14 protein-coding genes are annotated in these 14,349 nt (G+C 72.5%); 7 read left to right on the forward strand and 7 right to left on the reverse strand.

The features are described 5' to 3' along the window. Positions 1-100 precede the first annotated feature (100 nt). Positions 101-691: a TetR/AcrR family transcriptional regulator gene (locus tag ACIRFH_RS09645; RefSeq protein WP_403518572.1), complete on the forward strand. Its 591-nt coding sequence runs from the start codon at positions 101-103 to the stop codon at positions 689-691. Here ACIRFH_RS09645 and ACIRFH_RS09650 read toward each other — a convergent pair. Further along, positions 654-1,424: a response regulator gene (locus ACIRFH_RS09650; protein ID WP_403518574.1), complete on the reverse strand. Its 771-nt coding sequence runs from the start codon at positions 1,422-1,424 to the stop codon at positions 654-656. The two genes, ACIRFH_RS09645 and ACIRFH_RS09650, sit on opposite strands and share 38 nt — an antisense overlap. Beyond that, entirely contained in the window at positions 1,421-3,082 is a 1,662-nt protein-coding gene (locus ACIRFH_RS09655; protein WP_403518575.1) for an ATP-binding protein, read from the reverse strand. The genes ACIRFH_RS09650 and ACIRFH_RS09655 overlap by 4 nt, the downstream gene beginning before the upstream one ends. Before the next feature lie 438 nt (positions 3,083-3,520). Here ACIRFH_RS09655 and ACIRFH_RS09660 point away from each other — a divergent pair, with 438 nt between their 5' ends. Genes ACIRFH_RS09660 through ACIRFH_RS09670 form a run of 3 tightly spaced genes read left to right on the forward strand, consistent with a single transcriptional unit; the run spans position 3,521 to position 6,529 of the window. Then, positions 3,521-4,507: a Bug family tripartite tricarboxylate transporter substrate binding protein gene (locus ACIRFH_RS09660; protein WP_403518709.1), complete on the forward strand. Its 987-nt coding sequence runs from the start codon at positions 3,521-3,523 to the stop codon at positions 4,505-4,507. Further along, complete coding sequence (locus tag ACIRFH_RS09665; protein ID WP_403518576.1) at positions 4,504-5,040, forward strand: tripartite tricarboxylate transporter TctB family protein; 537 nt, start codon at positions 4,504-4,506, stop codon at positions 5,038-5,040. The genes ACIRFH_RS09660 and ACIRFH_RS09665 overlap by 4 nt, the downstream gene beginning before the upstream one ends. A 1-nt stretch (position 5,041) precedes the next feature. Next, positions 5,042-6,529, forward strand: coding sequence for a tripartite tricarboxylate transporter permease (locus ACIRFH_RS09670; protein WP_403518579.1), 1,488 nt, complete (start codon positions 5,042-5,044; stop codon positions 6,527-6,529). 90 nt (positions 6,530-6,619) lie between these two features. On the opposite strand, the gene ACIRFH_RS09675 is transcribed toward ACIRFH_RS09670, so the two are convergent. After that, entirely contained in the window at positions 6,620-7,828 is a 1,209-nt protein-coding gene (locus ACIRFH_RS09675) for an MFS transporter (protein ID WP_403518581.1), read from the reverse strand. A gap of 77 nt (positions 7,829-7,905) precedes the next feature. On the opposite strand from ACIRFH_RS09675, the gene ACIRFH_RS09680 reads away from it, so the two are divergent. Next, complete coding sequence (locus ACIRFH_RS09680; RefSeq protein ID WP_403518583.1) at positions 7,906-8,430, forward strand: MarR family winged helix-turn-helix transcriptional regulator; 525 nt, start codon at positions 7,906-7,908, stop codon at positions 8,428-8,430. A 34-nt stretch (positions 8,431-8,464) separates the two neighbouring features. Here the strand turns inward: ACIRFH_RS09680 and ACIRFH_RS09685 are convergent, their stop codons facing one another. Next, positions 8,465-8,887, reverse strand: a complete 423-nt coding sequence (locus tag ACIRFH_RS09685; protein ID WP_403518585.1) for a secondary thiamine-phosphate synthase enzyme YjbQ — start codon at positions 8,885-8,887, stop codon at positions 8,465-8,467. Between the two features lie 99 nt (positions 8,888-8,986). Between ACIRFH_RS09685 and ACIRFH_RS09690 the strand changes: the two genes are divergently transcribed. Further along, complete coding sequence (locus tag ACIRFH_RS09690) at positions 8,987-10,066, forward strand: NAD(P)-binding domain-containing protein (RefSeq protein WP_403518587.1); 1,080 nt, start codon at positions 8,987-8,989, stop codon at positions 10,064-10,066. A 12-nt stretch (positions 10,067-10,078) separates the two neighbouring features. Here the strand turns inward: ACIRFH_RS09690 and mltG are convergent, their stop codons facing one another. After that, positions 10,079-10,837 (reverse strand): endolytic transglycosylase MltG, encoded by a 759-nt coding sequence (gene mltG, locus ACIRFH_RS09695; RefSeq protein WP_403518710.1) that lies wholly within the window; start codon positions 10,835-10,837, stop codon positions 10,079-10,081. 229 nt (positions 10,838-11,066) lie between these two features. Further along, complete coding sequence (locus tag ACIRFH_RS09700) at positions 11,067-12,869, reverse strand: ABC transporter ATP-binding protein (RefSeq protein WP_403518589.1); 1,803 nt, start codon at positions 12,867-12,869, stop codon at positions 11,067-11,069. A gap of 118 nt (positions 12,870-12,987) precedes the next feature. On the opposite strand from ACIRFH_RS09700, the gene ACIRFH_RS09705 reads away from it, so the two are divergent. Beyond that, positions 12,988-13,461 (forward strand): MarR family winged helix-turn-helix transcriptional regulator, encoded by a 474-nt coding sequence (locus ACIRFH_RS09705; protein WP_403518591.1) that lies wholly within the window; start codon positions 12,988-12,990, stop codon positions 13,459-13,461. Between the two features lie 65 nt (positions 13,462-13,526). On the opposite strand, the gene ACIRFH_RS09710 is transcribed toward ACIRFH_RS09705, so the two are convergent. Further along, positions 13,527-14,285 (reverse strand): L,D-transpeptidase family protein, encoded by a 759-nt coding sequence (locus ACIRFH_RS09710; protein ID WP_403518593.1) that lies wholly within the window; start codon positions 14,283-14,285, stop codon positions 13,527-13,529. Between the last annotated feature and the right edge of the window lie 64 nt (positions 14,286-14,349).

The following is a 14,349-nucleotide window of genomic DNA, read 5'->3' on the forward strand; positions in this document are numbered from 1 at the left end:
GTGGGCGATAACCGGACAGCTGTCCGCTCACTGGAAACGTAACGGACAGTTGTCCGGTTAGCAAGAACGGGATTCGGCCACGAACCCGGAAGGAGGACGGGTGCCGCCGTCGAAGAGGGACAGGCCGGACACTCCCCTGCGTTCGGACGCCCAGCGCAACCGCGAGCGGATCCTGCACGTGGCCACGGAGGAACTGACGCGCTGCGCGGACGCGCCGTTGAGCGCCATCGCGAAGAAGGCGGGCGTCGGGCAGGGCACCTTCTACCGCAACTTCCCCAACCGCGAGGCCCTCGTCCTGGAGGTCTACCGCTACGAGATGCAGCAGGTGGCCGAGGCCGCGCCCCATCTGCTGGCCACCCGCGAGCCCGAACGGGCCCTGCGCGAGTGGATGGACCGCCTCGCCGGGTTCGCCATGACCAAGGCGGGCCTGGCGGACGCGATCCGGCTGGTCACCAGCGCGCCCGGAAGCCCCGAGAAGCCGCACCCCACTCCGATCATGGACGCGGCCGGGCTGCTGCTCCGCGCCAACGAGGAGGCCGGCACCATCCGGCCCGGTATCACCGCGGACGACTTCTTCCTCGTCATCGGCGGTCTGTGGCTGATCGCTCCCGGCGAGGACTGGCAACCTCGGGCCACCCGGTTCCTGGACTTCGTCATGGACGGGCTGCGGGCGGGAGCGCCAGGCCGGTGACCACGCCCCGGAAGCGGTAGCGGCGTTCGGGGCGGCCCGTCACCCCGTACCGCAGGGAGACCTCCGCCCTGCCGACGGTGTGGAAGTACTCCAGGTAGCGGCGGGCGCTGACCCGGGAGACGCCGGTCAGCGCCGCGCACTCGCTGGCGGACAGCGTGCCCTCGGCCTCGCGGAGGGTCCGTTCGACCAGCTCGGCCGTCTCCGCACTCATCCCCTTGGGCAGCGCCGGGACGGTGGCGGCCGGCGCCGCCGCCCCGGCCAGTACGCGGTCGACGTCGGCCTGGCTGCGCACGACGGTGCCGAGCAGCCGGCCCCGCCGGCCGGCGTAGCGCTCCAGCCGGACCCGCAGGTCCTCGAAGTCGAACGGCTTGAGCAGGTAGTCGACGACACCGTGACGGACGGCGCCGCGCACCGTGTCCGCCTCCCGGGCCGCGCTGATGACCATGACGTCGCAGTCGTGGCCGGCGGCGCGCAGCCCGGTGATGACGTCCAGGCCGAAGAGGTCGGGCAGGTACAGGTCGAGCAGGAGCAGATCGGGGCGGAGTTCGTCGACGGCGGCGAGGGCCTGCTCGCCGGTACCGGCGACGCCGACGACCCGGAAGTGCTCGACGCGTTCGACGAAGGCGCGGTGGACCCGGGCCACCATGAAGTCGTCGTCGACGACGAGCACGCCGATCGTGTCGGTGGCGTCGGTGGCGGTCCTCGCGTCGCCGGTGCCGATCGTCCCCTTCATGGTGCTGCTCCTTCCGCCACCGCGTCGGTGAGGTGGCTGACCGTCATGCGTGCCGTGAACACGGCCCCTTCGGAGGTGTTGGTCACCGAGATCTCGCCGCCGTGGCGTTCGCAGACGAGCCGGGTCAGCGCCAGGCCGATGCCGCGCTCGCCCTGCCGGGCGACCTTGGTGGTGAAGCCGTGGGAGAAGACCTCGCGGGCCAGTGCGGGCGCCACGCCGGGCCCCGAGTCGCGGACCACGATCTCCACGCCGGTGGCGTCCTGCCTCAGCTCGACCTCGACCCAGGCGGCGTCGTCGCCGGGCGACGCGGCGGCGTCCACCGCGTTGTCGACGAGATTGCCGACCACGGTCGCCACGTCGGCGGCGTCCTCGGGGGCGAGCCGGCCGAGCGCGGTGCGCTCGGAGACGCGCAGGGCGACCTTCCGCTCGGCCGCCAGGGAGGTCTTGGCCGTCAGCAGCGCGGCGACGGCGGTGTCGCGGACGCGGCGGCTGAGGGCGACGTCGAGGGACTGGCGGCGCTGGTTGAGCGCGCGGATGTAGCGCACCACCTCCTCCTGCTCACCGATCTGGATCAGCCCGGAGATGGTGTGCAGCTGGTTGGCGAACTCGTGGGCCTGGGCGCGCAGCAGCTCGGAGGTGCTGCGGAAGGCACCGATCTCCCGTTCCAGGCGGGCCAGTTCGGTGCGGTCGCGCAGGGTGGTGACCGAGCCGAGCGAGCGGCCGTCCTTGGTGACGGTCATGCGGTTCATCACCAGGACCCGGCCGTGGCGGACGACGACCTCGTCCCGCCGCCCGCCCGTCTCCGGCCGGCCGTCCGCGTCCGCCGTGGCGCCGGTCAGGACGTCCCGCAGGCGCCCCTCGATGCCCAGGCCGTCCAGGCTCTGCCCCACACAGTCCCCCGGCAGGTCGAGCAGGCGCCGTCCCATCTCGTTGACCAGGGTGAGCCGGTGCTGCGGATCGAGGGCGACCACGCCCTCGGCGATGCCGTAGAGCATCGCCTCCCGGTGTTCGGCGAGCCCGGTGATCTCGCGGGGCTCCAGGCCGAGGGTCTGCCGTTTGACACGCCGGGCGAGCAGCCAGGAACCGGCCACGCCGAGGCCGCTGGCGATGCCGAGGTAGGCGAGGAGGTAGGAGGAGGCGCCGCCGAGCCGCTGCCACACCGTGGGGTCGGCCTCGCCGACCATCACCGTGCCGAGGTGCCGGCCGAGGGTCTCCGGGGTGTCCCCCAGCACCGGCACCTGCGCGACGAGTTCCCGGCTGCCGCCCAGCGTCAGCGCCCCCGACCAGCCGCGTCCCTCGACGGCGTCGTCGGCGAGCGGCAGCCGGGTGCCGATCACCGTCGGGTCGGTGGAGCTGACGACGCGGCCGCCGGCGTCGGCCACCGTGACCGACGTGACCCCGGACTGGGTCTGCGTGGAGTTCACCAGCGGGGCGAGGGCCTCCCGCGGTACGGGGCGCAGCAGCTGGCTGCGGACCAGCGGGGTGGCGGCCAGCTGTTCGGCCAGGGCGGCGACGCGGCGACCCTCGACCCGGTTGAACGTGGCCTTCGACTGGGCGAGCGAGACGGCGGCCACCGCGAGCAGCACCACCACGACGATGGCGAGCTGGAGGACCAGCATCTCGCCCGCGAGGGTGTGACGGCGGAAGGTGGGGGCCACGGCGTACTCGATCTCGGCTGACGGGGGCGGGGCGGGGCGCGTCGGGGGCGTCGGGGGCGGGGTGCCGGGTCGCCATCATGGCGCCCACCTGCGGCGAGGGAAAGGGATGTGCCGTCTTCGCAATGAACCGGCGATGTGCCGGTGACGCGGACCGCGCGCCGGCGCCCCGCGATCCGACCCCGGCGGTCCGCGATCCGGCCCCGGCGGTCCGACGCCCCGGTGGTACCCGGTGACGCGTCACGGACACGGCGGCGAGGGCCGGTGAGGACGGGCGAGGACCCCTGTGGACCGGCGCGCGGCAGTGACCGCAAAGACCACAACCTCCCTTGGTTCCGCAAGGAAGACACGCCGCCGGGCCGCGGGCACCATGTGGCCCACGTCACCCTCCCCCACAGGGCTCCCCGTACCGATCTACCCAACCGACAGGTGGTGGCATTCGTGCGCCTGCGCACCCCCCTTGCTCTGCTCGGGGCCGCCGTGCTCGTCCTCGCCGGTCCCCCGCTGCTCTCGACGGGCAGCGAGTCCGAGACCGGCACGCAGATCCCCGGCCTGCGCCTCATGGTCCCCAACACGCCCGGCGGCGGCTACGACATCACCGCCCGCACGGCCGCGAAGAACGCCGAGGACGCCGGACTCACGCACAACATCGAGGTGTTCAACCTGCCCGGTGCGGGCGGCACCGTGGGGCTGAGCCGGCTGGTGAGCGAGCACGGCAACGGCAAGCTCGCCATGTCCATGGGCCTCGGCGTCGTGGGCGCCGCCCGTTCCAACCACGCACCCAAGACGCTCGCCGACACCACGCCGATCGCGCGGCTCACCGAGGAGCAGGATGTCGTCGTGGTCGGCAAGGACTCCCCGTACCGGACGATCGACGAGCTGATCACCGCCTGGAAGAAGGACCCGGGCAAGATCCCCGTCGGTGGCGGCTCGTCCCCGGGCGGGCCCGACCACCTCGCGCCGATGCTGATGGCGCAGGCCGCCGGGATCTCCCCCAGGTCGGTCAACTACATCCCCTTCGACGGGGGCGGCGAGCTGCTCGCCTCGATCCTCGGCAACAAGGTCGGTTTCGGGGTCTCCGGCGTCGGCGAGTACCTGGACCAGATCAAGGCGGGCGAGCTGAGGGTGCTCGCGGTGACGGGCCCGGAGCGCGTGGACGAACTCGAGGACGCCCCGACGCTGAAGGAGTCCGGCTACGACGTGGACTTCACCAACTGGCGCGGCATCGTGGCCCCGCCCGGCCTGACCGAAGCGGAGCGGGACAAGCTGACCCGCCTGGTCGAGGCGCTGCACGACTCTCCCGAGTGGAAGAAGTCCCTGGAGCAGAACGGCTGGGACGACGCCTTCCTGACCGGTGAGGAGTTCGGCGCGTTCCTGGACGCCCAGGACAAGCGCGTGGTGTCGGTGCTGAAGGAGCTGGGACTGTGACGACGCGGACCGAGACGCCCACCGAACCGGCCGCCGAGCGGCGTTCGTGGCTGCGCGACCACTCCGAACTGGGCGTGTGCGTGCTGCTGCTGGCGCTCGGCGTCCTGGTCCTGACCGACGCGCTGACCATGGACGTCGACCTCACCCAGCGGGGCCCGGTCGGCCCGAGGACCGTACCCCTCGTCGTCGGCGCGGGCCTGCTGGTGATCGCCGCGCTGCTCGCCGTGGACGTCCTGCGCGGCGGCCGGGGCGAGGCCGAGGGGGGCGAGGACATCGACCTGTCCGAACCGGCCGACTGGCGCACGGTGCTGCTGCTGTCCGGGATCTTCCTGGGCGCGGCCGTGCTGATCGAGCCGGCCGGTTTCCCCGCCGCGGGCGCGCTGTTGTTCTGGGGCGCCGCCTTCGCCCTGGGCAGCCGGCGCGTCGACCGCGATCCGCTGATCGCCGCGGTGCTGTCCCTGATCACCTACGTCGTCTTCGACAAGCTTCTCGGAGTGCCCCTGCCCGGCGGTCCGCTGATGGGAGTGCTCTGACATGAACGCCCTCAACTCCCTCCTGGACGGCTTCGGCACGGCCCTCACCCCGCTCAACCTCCTGTGGGCCGCCCTCGGCGTCCTGCTCGGCACGGCCATCGGCGTGCTGCCCGGCATCGGCCCCGCGATGGCGGTGGCCCTGCTGCTGCCCGTGACGTACGGGCTGGACCCGGTGGCCGCGTTCATCATGTTCGCGGGCATCTACTACGGCGCGATGTTCGGCGGTTCGACCACCTCCATCCTGCTCAACACCCCCGGCGAGAGCGCCGCGGTGGTCGCGGCCATGGAGGGCAACCCCATGGCCAAGTCGGGTCGCGGCGCCCAGGCGCTGGCCGCCGCCGCCATCGGTCACTTCGCGGGCGGCATGATCGGCACGATCCTGCTGGTGGTGCTGGCGCCGACGGTCGCCGACCTGGCGGTGGACATCGGCGCGCCCGACTACTTCGCCATCATGGTGCTGGCGTTCATCGCGGTGACGTCGGTGCTGGGCTCGTCGCGCGTCAGGGGCCTGGCCTCGCTGCTGATCGGCCTGACGATCGGTCTGGTGGGCCTGGACCAGATGACGGGCCAGCAGCGGCTGACCTTCGGCTCGCTGCAACTCGCCGACGGCATCGACGTGGTGATCGTCGCGGTCGGTCTCTTCGCGATCGGCGAGGCGCTGTGGGTGGCGGCGCACCTGCGGCGCGGGGCGGCGGAGCCGATCCCGGTGGGCCGTCCCTGGCTCGGTCGCGCCGATGTGCGGCGGACGTGGAAGTCGTGGCTGCGCGGCCCGTTCATCGGCTTCCCGTTCGGCGCGATCCCGGCGGGCGGCGCGGAGATCCCCACGTTCCTGTCGTACGTGACGGAGAAGCGGCTGTCCAAGCACAAGGACGAGTGGGGCAAGGGCGCCATCGAGGGCGTGGCCGGCCCCGAGTCGGCGGCGTCGGCCTCGGCGGCGGGCACGCTGGTGTCGATGCTGACGCTCGGTCTGCCGACCACCGCGGTCGCCGCGGTCATGCTGGCCGCGTTCCAGCAGTACGGCATCCAGCCCGGACCGCTGCTGTTCGAACGCGAACCCGAGCTGGTGTGGGGCCTGATCGCCTCCCTGTTCGTCGGCATGGTGCTGCTGCTCGCGCTCAACCTGCCGCTGGCACCGGTGTGGGCCAAGCTGCTGCGCATCCCGCGCCCCTACCTCTACGCGGGGATCATGTTCTTCGCGGCGGTCGGCGCGTACGCGGTGGGCGGCGAGGTCGTCGACCTGGTGATCCTGCTGGTCATCGGCCTGGTCGGCTTCGGCATGCGGCGCTACGGACTGCCGGTCCTGCCCGCGGTGATCGGCGTCATCCTCGGCCCCAACGCCGAGCAGCAGCTGCGCCGCGCCCTGCAGATCAGCGACGGCAGCGTCACGGGCCTGGTGAACACGCCGTTCGCGGTGGCGGTGTACGCGGTGATCGTGCTGCTGCTGGCGTGGCCGTTGCTGAGGCGGGTGGTGGTACGCGCACGCGCGTGAGGCGATGATCCGCCCGTCCGCCCCCGGAGCCTCGACGAGGCCCGGGGGCGGTGCGTTCCGCCCGGCGGCCGGGGCCTTTCGGCCCGGTTCTCAGCTCACCCGCTCCAGGTGGCGCACTCCCCGGGCGGCCAGCGCGACGAGGGACACTCCGGAGATGACCGCGGCGACGACGAGCAGCCACACGTCGAAACCGACGGCGGTGGCGACCGGACCGGTGAGGGCAAGGCCCACGGGACGGGCCACGAAGGAGCCGACCGTGTCGAAGGCGTAGACCCGGGCGAGCCTGTCCTCGGGCACGTGGCTCTGGATGGACTGCTCCCAGTACACGTCGAACATCTGCAGGCCGAGGCCGTGCAGGAACGCGCCGAGCAGGATGGGCCAGAGCGTGTCGGAGAGCGCCATGGCGAGCGGGAAGAAGCCGGTGAACGCGAGCAGGACCACGCCCACCGCCAGCGGCCGTCCCGGCCGGACCCGGAGGCAGAGCAGGCCGCCGACCACGAACCCGGCCATCAGGACCGACAGGGCGAGCCCCCAGGCCGACCGGCCGATCCCGTCCCCCACGACGACCGGGCCGAGCACCGCCTGCGCCCCGCCGTAGAAAAGGTGGTACAGCAGGGCCTGGAGGATCAGCAGCCAGAGCCAGCTGTGCCGCATCACCTCCCGCAAGCCGTCCTTCAGGTCGGCGAGAGCCGATGCCGCCCGGGGCGTGCGCACGTGCGGGACGCGGAAAAGGGCGAAGGCCACCGCGGCGAAGACGAAGGTGCAGGCGTCGGCCATGATCGCCCACCCCGAGCCCACGGCGGCGACCAGCGCTCCGGCCACGGCGTATCCCACCGTGGAGGCGGAGGTCTGGAGCAGCGTCCGCAGCGCGACCGCGTCACCCAGTTCGTCCTCGGGCACCACCAGCCGGGTCATCGCCATGGCGGAGGGACGGCCCAGCGCCGAAACCACACCGCCGAGCCCGCCCAGCGTCGCGATGAGCGGGATGGTGGCGACGTCCAGCAGCAGCGCACCGGCCATCCCTCCCATGACCAGGGCACTGGCGGCCGACGCTCCCGTCATCATCAACTGCCGGGAGACCCGGTCGCCCAGCACACCGCCGGCCAGCGTGGTGACGACCTGGCATGCGGCGAACACCGCTTCCACCAGACCGAGTTGGACGACCGAGCCGCCCAGGTCGAGCACGGCGAACGCCAGCGCCACCGGCGTGATGGCGTTGCCCAGCGCACTGACCGCGCTACCGGAGACCAGGTGGCGGTAGCCGCGATGACGCAGGACTCGAAGGCTTCGTCGCTTCACGGCGAGGAAGGTAATTCGGTACTGAACTTTTCGTCAATTAATTATCTGTGAGCGAATCACTGGGTTACGATCACCCCATGGAGGAGCTCCGTCCCGACTCACCGCACGACTGGGCGGACCGGCATGTCGAGCGGTGGCGGGACCAGTGGACCGGTATCCGTTTCGACGACGAGACCGAGGCGATCACGGTCCGACTGGACAGGATCCGGCGCCACCTCAAGCAGTGCACGCGCCGCGCCGTCGAGGTGGCCGGACTCCAGATCCACGAGTACGAAACCCTTCACCACCTGATCGTCCGGGACACTCCCGGCCTGGCCGCCCCCTCCGCGCTCGCCGCCGATCTCGGTGTGAGCGCCGCCGGCATGACCGGCCGGCTCGACGTGCTGGAGAGGTCCGGCTGGGTCCGCCGGTCACCGGTCGCCGGCGACCGGCGTCGCGTCGACATCGAGGTCACCGAGGACGGCCTCGCCGTCTGGAAGCGGGCGATGGCGCTGCGCGGCCAGGCCGAGGACGAGTTGTTCGGCGTCCTCACGGACCAGGACCGCACCCGCCTCGCCTCACTGCTCAAGCAGCTGACCCTGCACATCGAGGGCGCCGGCTGACCGCCTCCGGACACGCCCTCGGGCCCGGTCGGGGCTATCCCAGGAAGGAAAGACGGACCTGCCGCTGCGGGTTGTCCCTGTTGGTGTCCACCAGGCACACCGACTGCCAGGTGCCCAGTTCCAGGCGGCCGTCGACCACCGGCAGGGTGGCGTGCGGGGGGACGAGGGCGGGCAGGACGTGGTCGCGGCCGTGGCCGGGGCTGCCGTGGCGGTGCTGCCAGCGGTCGTCGGCCGGGAGCAGGGTGTGCAGCGTGGCCAGCAGGTCGTCGTCGCTGCCCGCGCCCGTCTCGATGATCGCGATCCCGGCGGTGGCGTGCGGGACGAAGACGTTGAGGAGGCCGTCGCGGCCGGCCGCCACCTCGCGGAGGAAGGACTCGCAGTCACCGGTGATGTCGGCGACGCGCTCCGCGGAGCCGGTGGTGAGAGTGATGACTCGGGTGGTGAAGGCATCTGACATGCCCCCATCCTGACGTACCCGGCGCGTGACGGGTGGGAGCGGCGGGCCGGGGACACGGTCACCGGGAAGACCGGGAGCGGGCGCACCGTTGGTGGAAACGTGAACAACACACGCGAGGTCGAGGTCGTCGTCGTCGGAGCCGGTCAGGCGGGACTGGCCGGGGCCTATCACCTGCGGCGCACCGGGTTCGAGCCCGAGCGCGACTTCGTGGTGCTCGACCACTCCCCCGGGCCCGGCGGCGCCTGGCAGTTCCGCTGGCCGTCGCTGACGTACGGCAAGGTGCACGGCATGCACTCCCTGCCCGGCATGGAGCTGACCGGCGCCGATCCGGCGCGGCCGTCCGCCGCGGTCGTCGCCGAGTACTTCGCGGCGTACGAGCGCGCCTTCGACCTGCGGGTGCGGCGTCCCGTCGACGTCCGCGCGGTGCGCGAGGGCAGCGGTGGGCGGCTGCTCGTGGAGACCTCGGACGGCACCTGGTCGACGCGGGCGCTGATCAACGCGACCGGCACCTGGGACCGGCCCTTCTGGCCGCGCTACCCGGGCCAGGAGACCTTCCGGGGGCGCCAGGTGCACACCGCTCGGTACGCCGGGCCCGAGGAGTTCGCCGGGCGGCGCGTGATCGTGGTGGGCGGGGGCGCGTCGGGCACGCAGCACCTGCTGGAGCTCGCCCCGTACGCCGCGGCCACCACGTGGGTGACCAGGCGGCCCCCCGTGTTCCGCGAGGGGCCCTTCGACGAGGACGCGGGCCGGGCGGCGGTCGCGCTCGTGGAGGAGCGGGTGCGGCGGGGGCTGCCGCCGAAGAGTGTGGTCTCGGTGACCGGACTGCCGCTCAACGAAGCCGTCCGCGCGGGCCTGGAGTCCGGCGTGCTGGACCGGCAGCCCATGTTCGACCGGATCATCCCCGACGGGGCCGAGTGGGGCGACGGCCGGAAAGTGGCCGCCGACGTCATTCTGTGGGCCACCGGGTTCCGGGCCGCCATCGAGCATCTGCGGCCGCTGCGGCTGCGGGAGGCGGGCGGCGGCATCCGCGTCGAGGGGACGCGCGCGGTCGCCGATCCACGGGTCCACCTGGTCGGTTACGGGCCGTCGGCCAGCACCGTCGGCGCCAACCGGGCGGGACGCGCGGCCGTACGGGACATCAGGCGGCTGCTGGCCGAGGAGGAGCCGGCCGCCGCGTGACGCCCCGCCGGATCACCCGGACGCGGCATCGGCCGGGGGCGGGGCGCTGCGCCGGTTGCGGTTGAACTCGGCGACGTTGCGCCGGTGCTCGGCGTAGTCGGCGGTGAAGCGGGTGTCGCCGGGCTTGACCGTGACGAAGTACAGCCAGTCGCCCGGGGTCGGGGTGATCGCGGCGCGCATCGCCTCGTCGCCCGGGTTGCCGATGGGCGTGGGCGGCAGACCCATCCGCTGGTACGAGTTGTAGGGGCTGTCGATCCGGGTGTCCTGCGTGCTCGTCGCGAGGGTGGAACGGCCCAGGGCGTAGTTGATGGTGGAGTCCATCTGCAGCGGCATCCCCCGCTCCAGGCGGTTGAAGATCACCCGGGCCACCTTGCCCATGTCGTCCTTGGTCGCGGCCTCCGCCTGGACGATGCTCGCGATGGTGACCGCCTGGTAGACGTTCAGCGCGTTGCGCTGGGCGCCCGCGGCGATCGGGGCGCCGTGGAACTTCCTCTTCGCCGTGTCGACCATGGTCGCCAGCAGCTTCTCCGGGGTCGGCTGCTCACCGAGCGGATAGGTCGCCGGGAAGAGATAGCCCTCGGGGTTGCCCCCGGCGTCCTTCGGCAGCTTGAGATCGGCCCTGGCCAGGGACTTCCTGGTGGTGCCGACGGGCAGGGCGAGGGTCTCGTCGACGACCTCGTAGACCTGGGTCGCGCGCCGGCCCTCCGGGATCACCAGGGACGTGGGCCGGGACTCGCCCTCGTCGTCCGTCATCAGCAGCGGCACCACCACGGCGGCTCCGGTCACGAGGGCTCCGGCCGCGACCAGGGCGATGCGGCCCCGGCGCGTCAGCCGGACCGTGCCCCTGGGCGGTCTCGGGGGCCTCGGGAGCCTCGGGGTTCTGGGCGGCGTCGGGAATCCCGGGGTTCGCAGGCTCCTCGGACTCCTCGCGCTCCGTCGCGGAGTGTTCATCTGCATGCGGGCACGGTAACCCTCTTATCATCTCAATCCCGACATATCATCATCCTGTCGACTCCAGTCGGGCGTCCCGCCGCACCAGGGCCGCATACCGCCCGTCGCGTGCCAGCAGCTCCTCGTGCGTGCCCTGTTCGGCCAGGCGACCCGAGTCGAGGACCACGATCCGGTCGGCACCCCGGACGGTGGACAGGCGGTGCGCGATGGTGATGGTGGTGCGGTTGGCGGACAGGGCGTCGAGGGCGTCCTGCACGGCGGCCTCGGTACGGGTGTCCAGGGCGCTGGTCGCCTCGTCGAGGACGAGGACGGGCGGGTCGCGCAGGATGGTGCGGGCGATGGCCAGGCGCTGCTTCTCCCCGCCGGAGAAGCGGTGGCCGCGTTCGCCGACGACCGTGTCGTAGCCGTCGGGCAGGGCGGCGATGTGGTCGTGGATCTGGGCCGCCCGCGCCGCCGCCTCCAGCTCCTCGTCGGTGGCGTCCGGCTTGGCGAAGCGCAGGTTCTCGGCGACCGAGGCGTGGAAGAGGTACGTCTCCTGCGAGACGACGCCGACCGCCCGGGCGAGGGTGTCGAAGTCCAGGTCCCGCACGTCGACCCCGTCGAGGGTGACCCGGCCGCCCGTCACGTCGTACAGCCGCGGCACCAGGTAGCCGAGCGTGGACTTGCCCGCGCCCGTCGGGCCGACGACGGCGAGGCTGCCGCCCGCGGGGACGGTGATGTCGATGCCGTCGAGGACCGGGGCGCCCTTGCCGTCGTAGCGGAACTCGACGTTCTCGAAGCGGACCTCGCCCTTGACCCGGTCGAGGCGGACGGGCTCGTCCCGTTCGGTGATGTCGACCGGCAGGTCGAGGTACTCGAAGATGCGCTGGAAGAGGGCGAGGGAGGTCTGGATCTGGACGCCGGTCGACAGCAGGCTCACGGTCGGGCGGAACAGCCCCTGCTGGAGCGAGACGAAGGCGACGATGGTACCGAGGGAGACGTCCGGCCCGCCGAGCCGGAGGGCGATGCCGGCGGTCCAGTAGATGACGGCCGGCATGGCGGCCATGACGATCGTGATGACGGCCATGCGCCAGCGGCCCGCCATGTTCGATCTGACCTCCAGGTCGACCAGGCGTTCGGACTCGTCGGAGAAGGCGCGGGTGAGCGAGTCGGAGCGGCCCATGGTGCGGCCGAGCAGGATGCCGCTGACGGAGAGCGACTCGGTGACCGTGGCGGCCATCGCCGCCATCTGCTTCTGACGTCTGGTGGTGATCTTCCTGCGTTCCCGGCCGACCCGGCGGCTGATCCACACGAAGACCGGCAGGAGGAGGAGCGAGACGACGGTCAGGCGCCAGTCCAGGACGACCATCGCCACGATCGTGGCGACCACGCTGGTGAGGTTGGAGACCAGGGAGGTCGCCGTGGAGGTGACGGTGGCCTGCATGCCTCCGATGTCGTTGGCGATGCGGGACTGGACCTCGCCGGTGCGGGTGCGGGTGAAGAAGGCGAGGGACATGCGCTGGAGCCGGCCGTAGACGGCGGTGCGCAGGTCGTGCATGACGCGCTGGCCGACCGTCGTGGAGATCAGCGTCTGCAGCACACCGAAGACGCTGGTGAGGACCGCGCCCAGGATCATGCCGAGGGCGAGCAGGCTCAGCAGGCCGGTGCGCCCCTCGGGGATCGCGACGTCGAGGATCTCCCTGAGCAGGAAGGGCGTGGCGACCGAGACCAGGGACGCGGCGCCGACGAGCAGTCCGACGATCGCGAGACGGCCTCGGTAGGGGCGGAAGAGTTTCAGGATGCGACGCACCTGCCGGGGCTGTTCCCCGGCGTCGGCGGGTGGCGTCCAGCTGGTTTCACGGTCGGGATGCATGGGCTCCTACGGGAAACGGAGGGCCGGCGGGACTTCGCCGGTCGCGGCCTGACGGACGACGGACACAGTTCATTGTTACCTATGCTCACAATGAACGTGGTCCTGTTATTGTTCCCGCATGACCGCCCCCGATCCCGACGGCCCGCTCGCCGAGCAGTTGCTGCGGCTCACCCGCAGGGTGCACCGCGTCCAGAAACGCCATCTCGCACAGCGCGGCCTCGGCATCACACCGGCCCAGTCCCGGCTGCTGCGCACCCTGGCGCACTACGGGTCGCCGCCCCGCATGGCCGATCTCGCCGAGCGGCTGGAGGTCGTGCCACGGGCGGTCACGACGCTGGTCGACGGTCTGGAGGCGGCCGGGAAGGTGCGCCGGGCGCCTGATCCGGCCAATCGCCGGGTGATCCGGATCGAGCTGACGGACGACGGGCGCGCGGCCCTGCGGGAGGTGCGCAGCGCACGCCGGCTGGCCGCGGAGGAGATCCTCGCCCCGCTCACGGACGAGCAGCGCGCGGTGCTCGGCGGCCTCCTGGACACTCTGGTCGACGGCCCCGGCACGGAACCCGGGAGCGGACGCGGGCCCGGTACGGCGTAGGGGCACCGACCGCGACGCCCCCCTTTGGCCCACCCCGCGTCGCCGGTGTGCCGCCTCCGGGCCGGTCAGGCCTCCAGGTCCGCCCGGTCCCCCATCACCACCACGGGGTACCGGTCCGGGTCCAGCGTGCGCAGCAGGTACTCCATCGCCGCCTTGGGGAGGCTGACGCAGGCGGACGTGCCGCTGCCGTGGTCCATGTGCAGCCAGATCGAACCCCCCTTGGACGTGCCCTCGGGACGCGTCGGGTCGTTCGGGGGCGTGCCCTTGACCCGGTTGTAGTCGATGGCGACGACGTAGTCGAAGTCGTGCCAGTACGCCTTGCCCCACGAGTGCGGCGCCGCGAAGGCGGAGGAGCGGGTGTAGGGCAGTCCCGCGCCGGGGGCCGGGTCCGGGTCGGGGAGCACGCCGCCCGCGTCGCTGAGCGTGAAGACGCCCACGGGGCTGCGCTGGTCGTCCTCGTGGTGGTCGGTCGTCCATCCCTTCCGGCCGTTGTGCGCCGCCCAACTGCGGGCCCGGTGCCAGACGGAACCCTGCTTCGTGTACAGCACGACCGTGGACGAGGCGGAGTCCTTGCCCTCGCCGTACACCGCGACGACCTGACGGGACTTCGCGGGGATGCGCTGCTGCAGCCGGTCACCGACACCCGGGATCCGCGTGGTGTCGGCCGGGGCTCCGCTCGTGCCGGCCGCCCCGCCGGCGGACCGGCTCGCGCCCGCCTCCCCACCGTGCCCGGACGGTCCGCCGCCGCAGGCGGACAGCGCCGCCACCAGAGAACCGAGTGCCACCATCGTGGCCGCCCTACGCCGTGTTCCACCACTTCGCATCGGTCCATGGTCGCACTCGCCGTCCGGAACGTTCCCGGCCGCCCCGGGGACGTTCCGGGCATGG

This window comes from Streptomyces sp. NPDC093586 (assembly GCF_044764905.1).
Classification (GTDB): domain Bacteria; phylum Actinomycetota; class Actinomycetes; order Streptomycetales; family Streptomycetaceae; genus Streptomyces.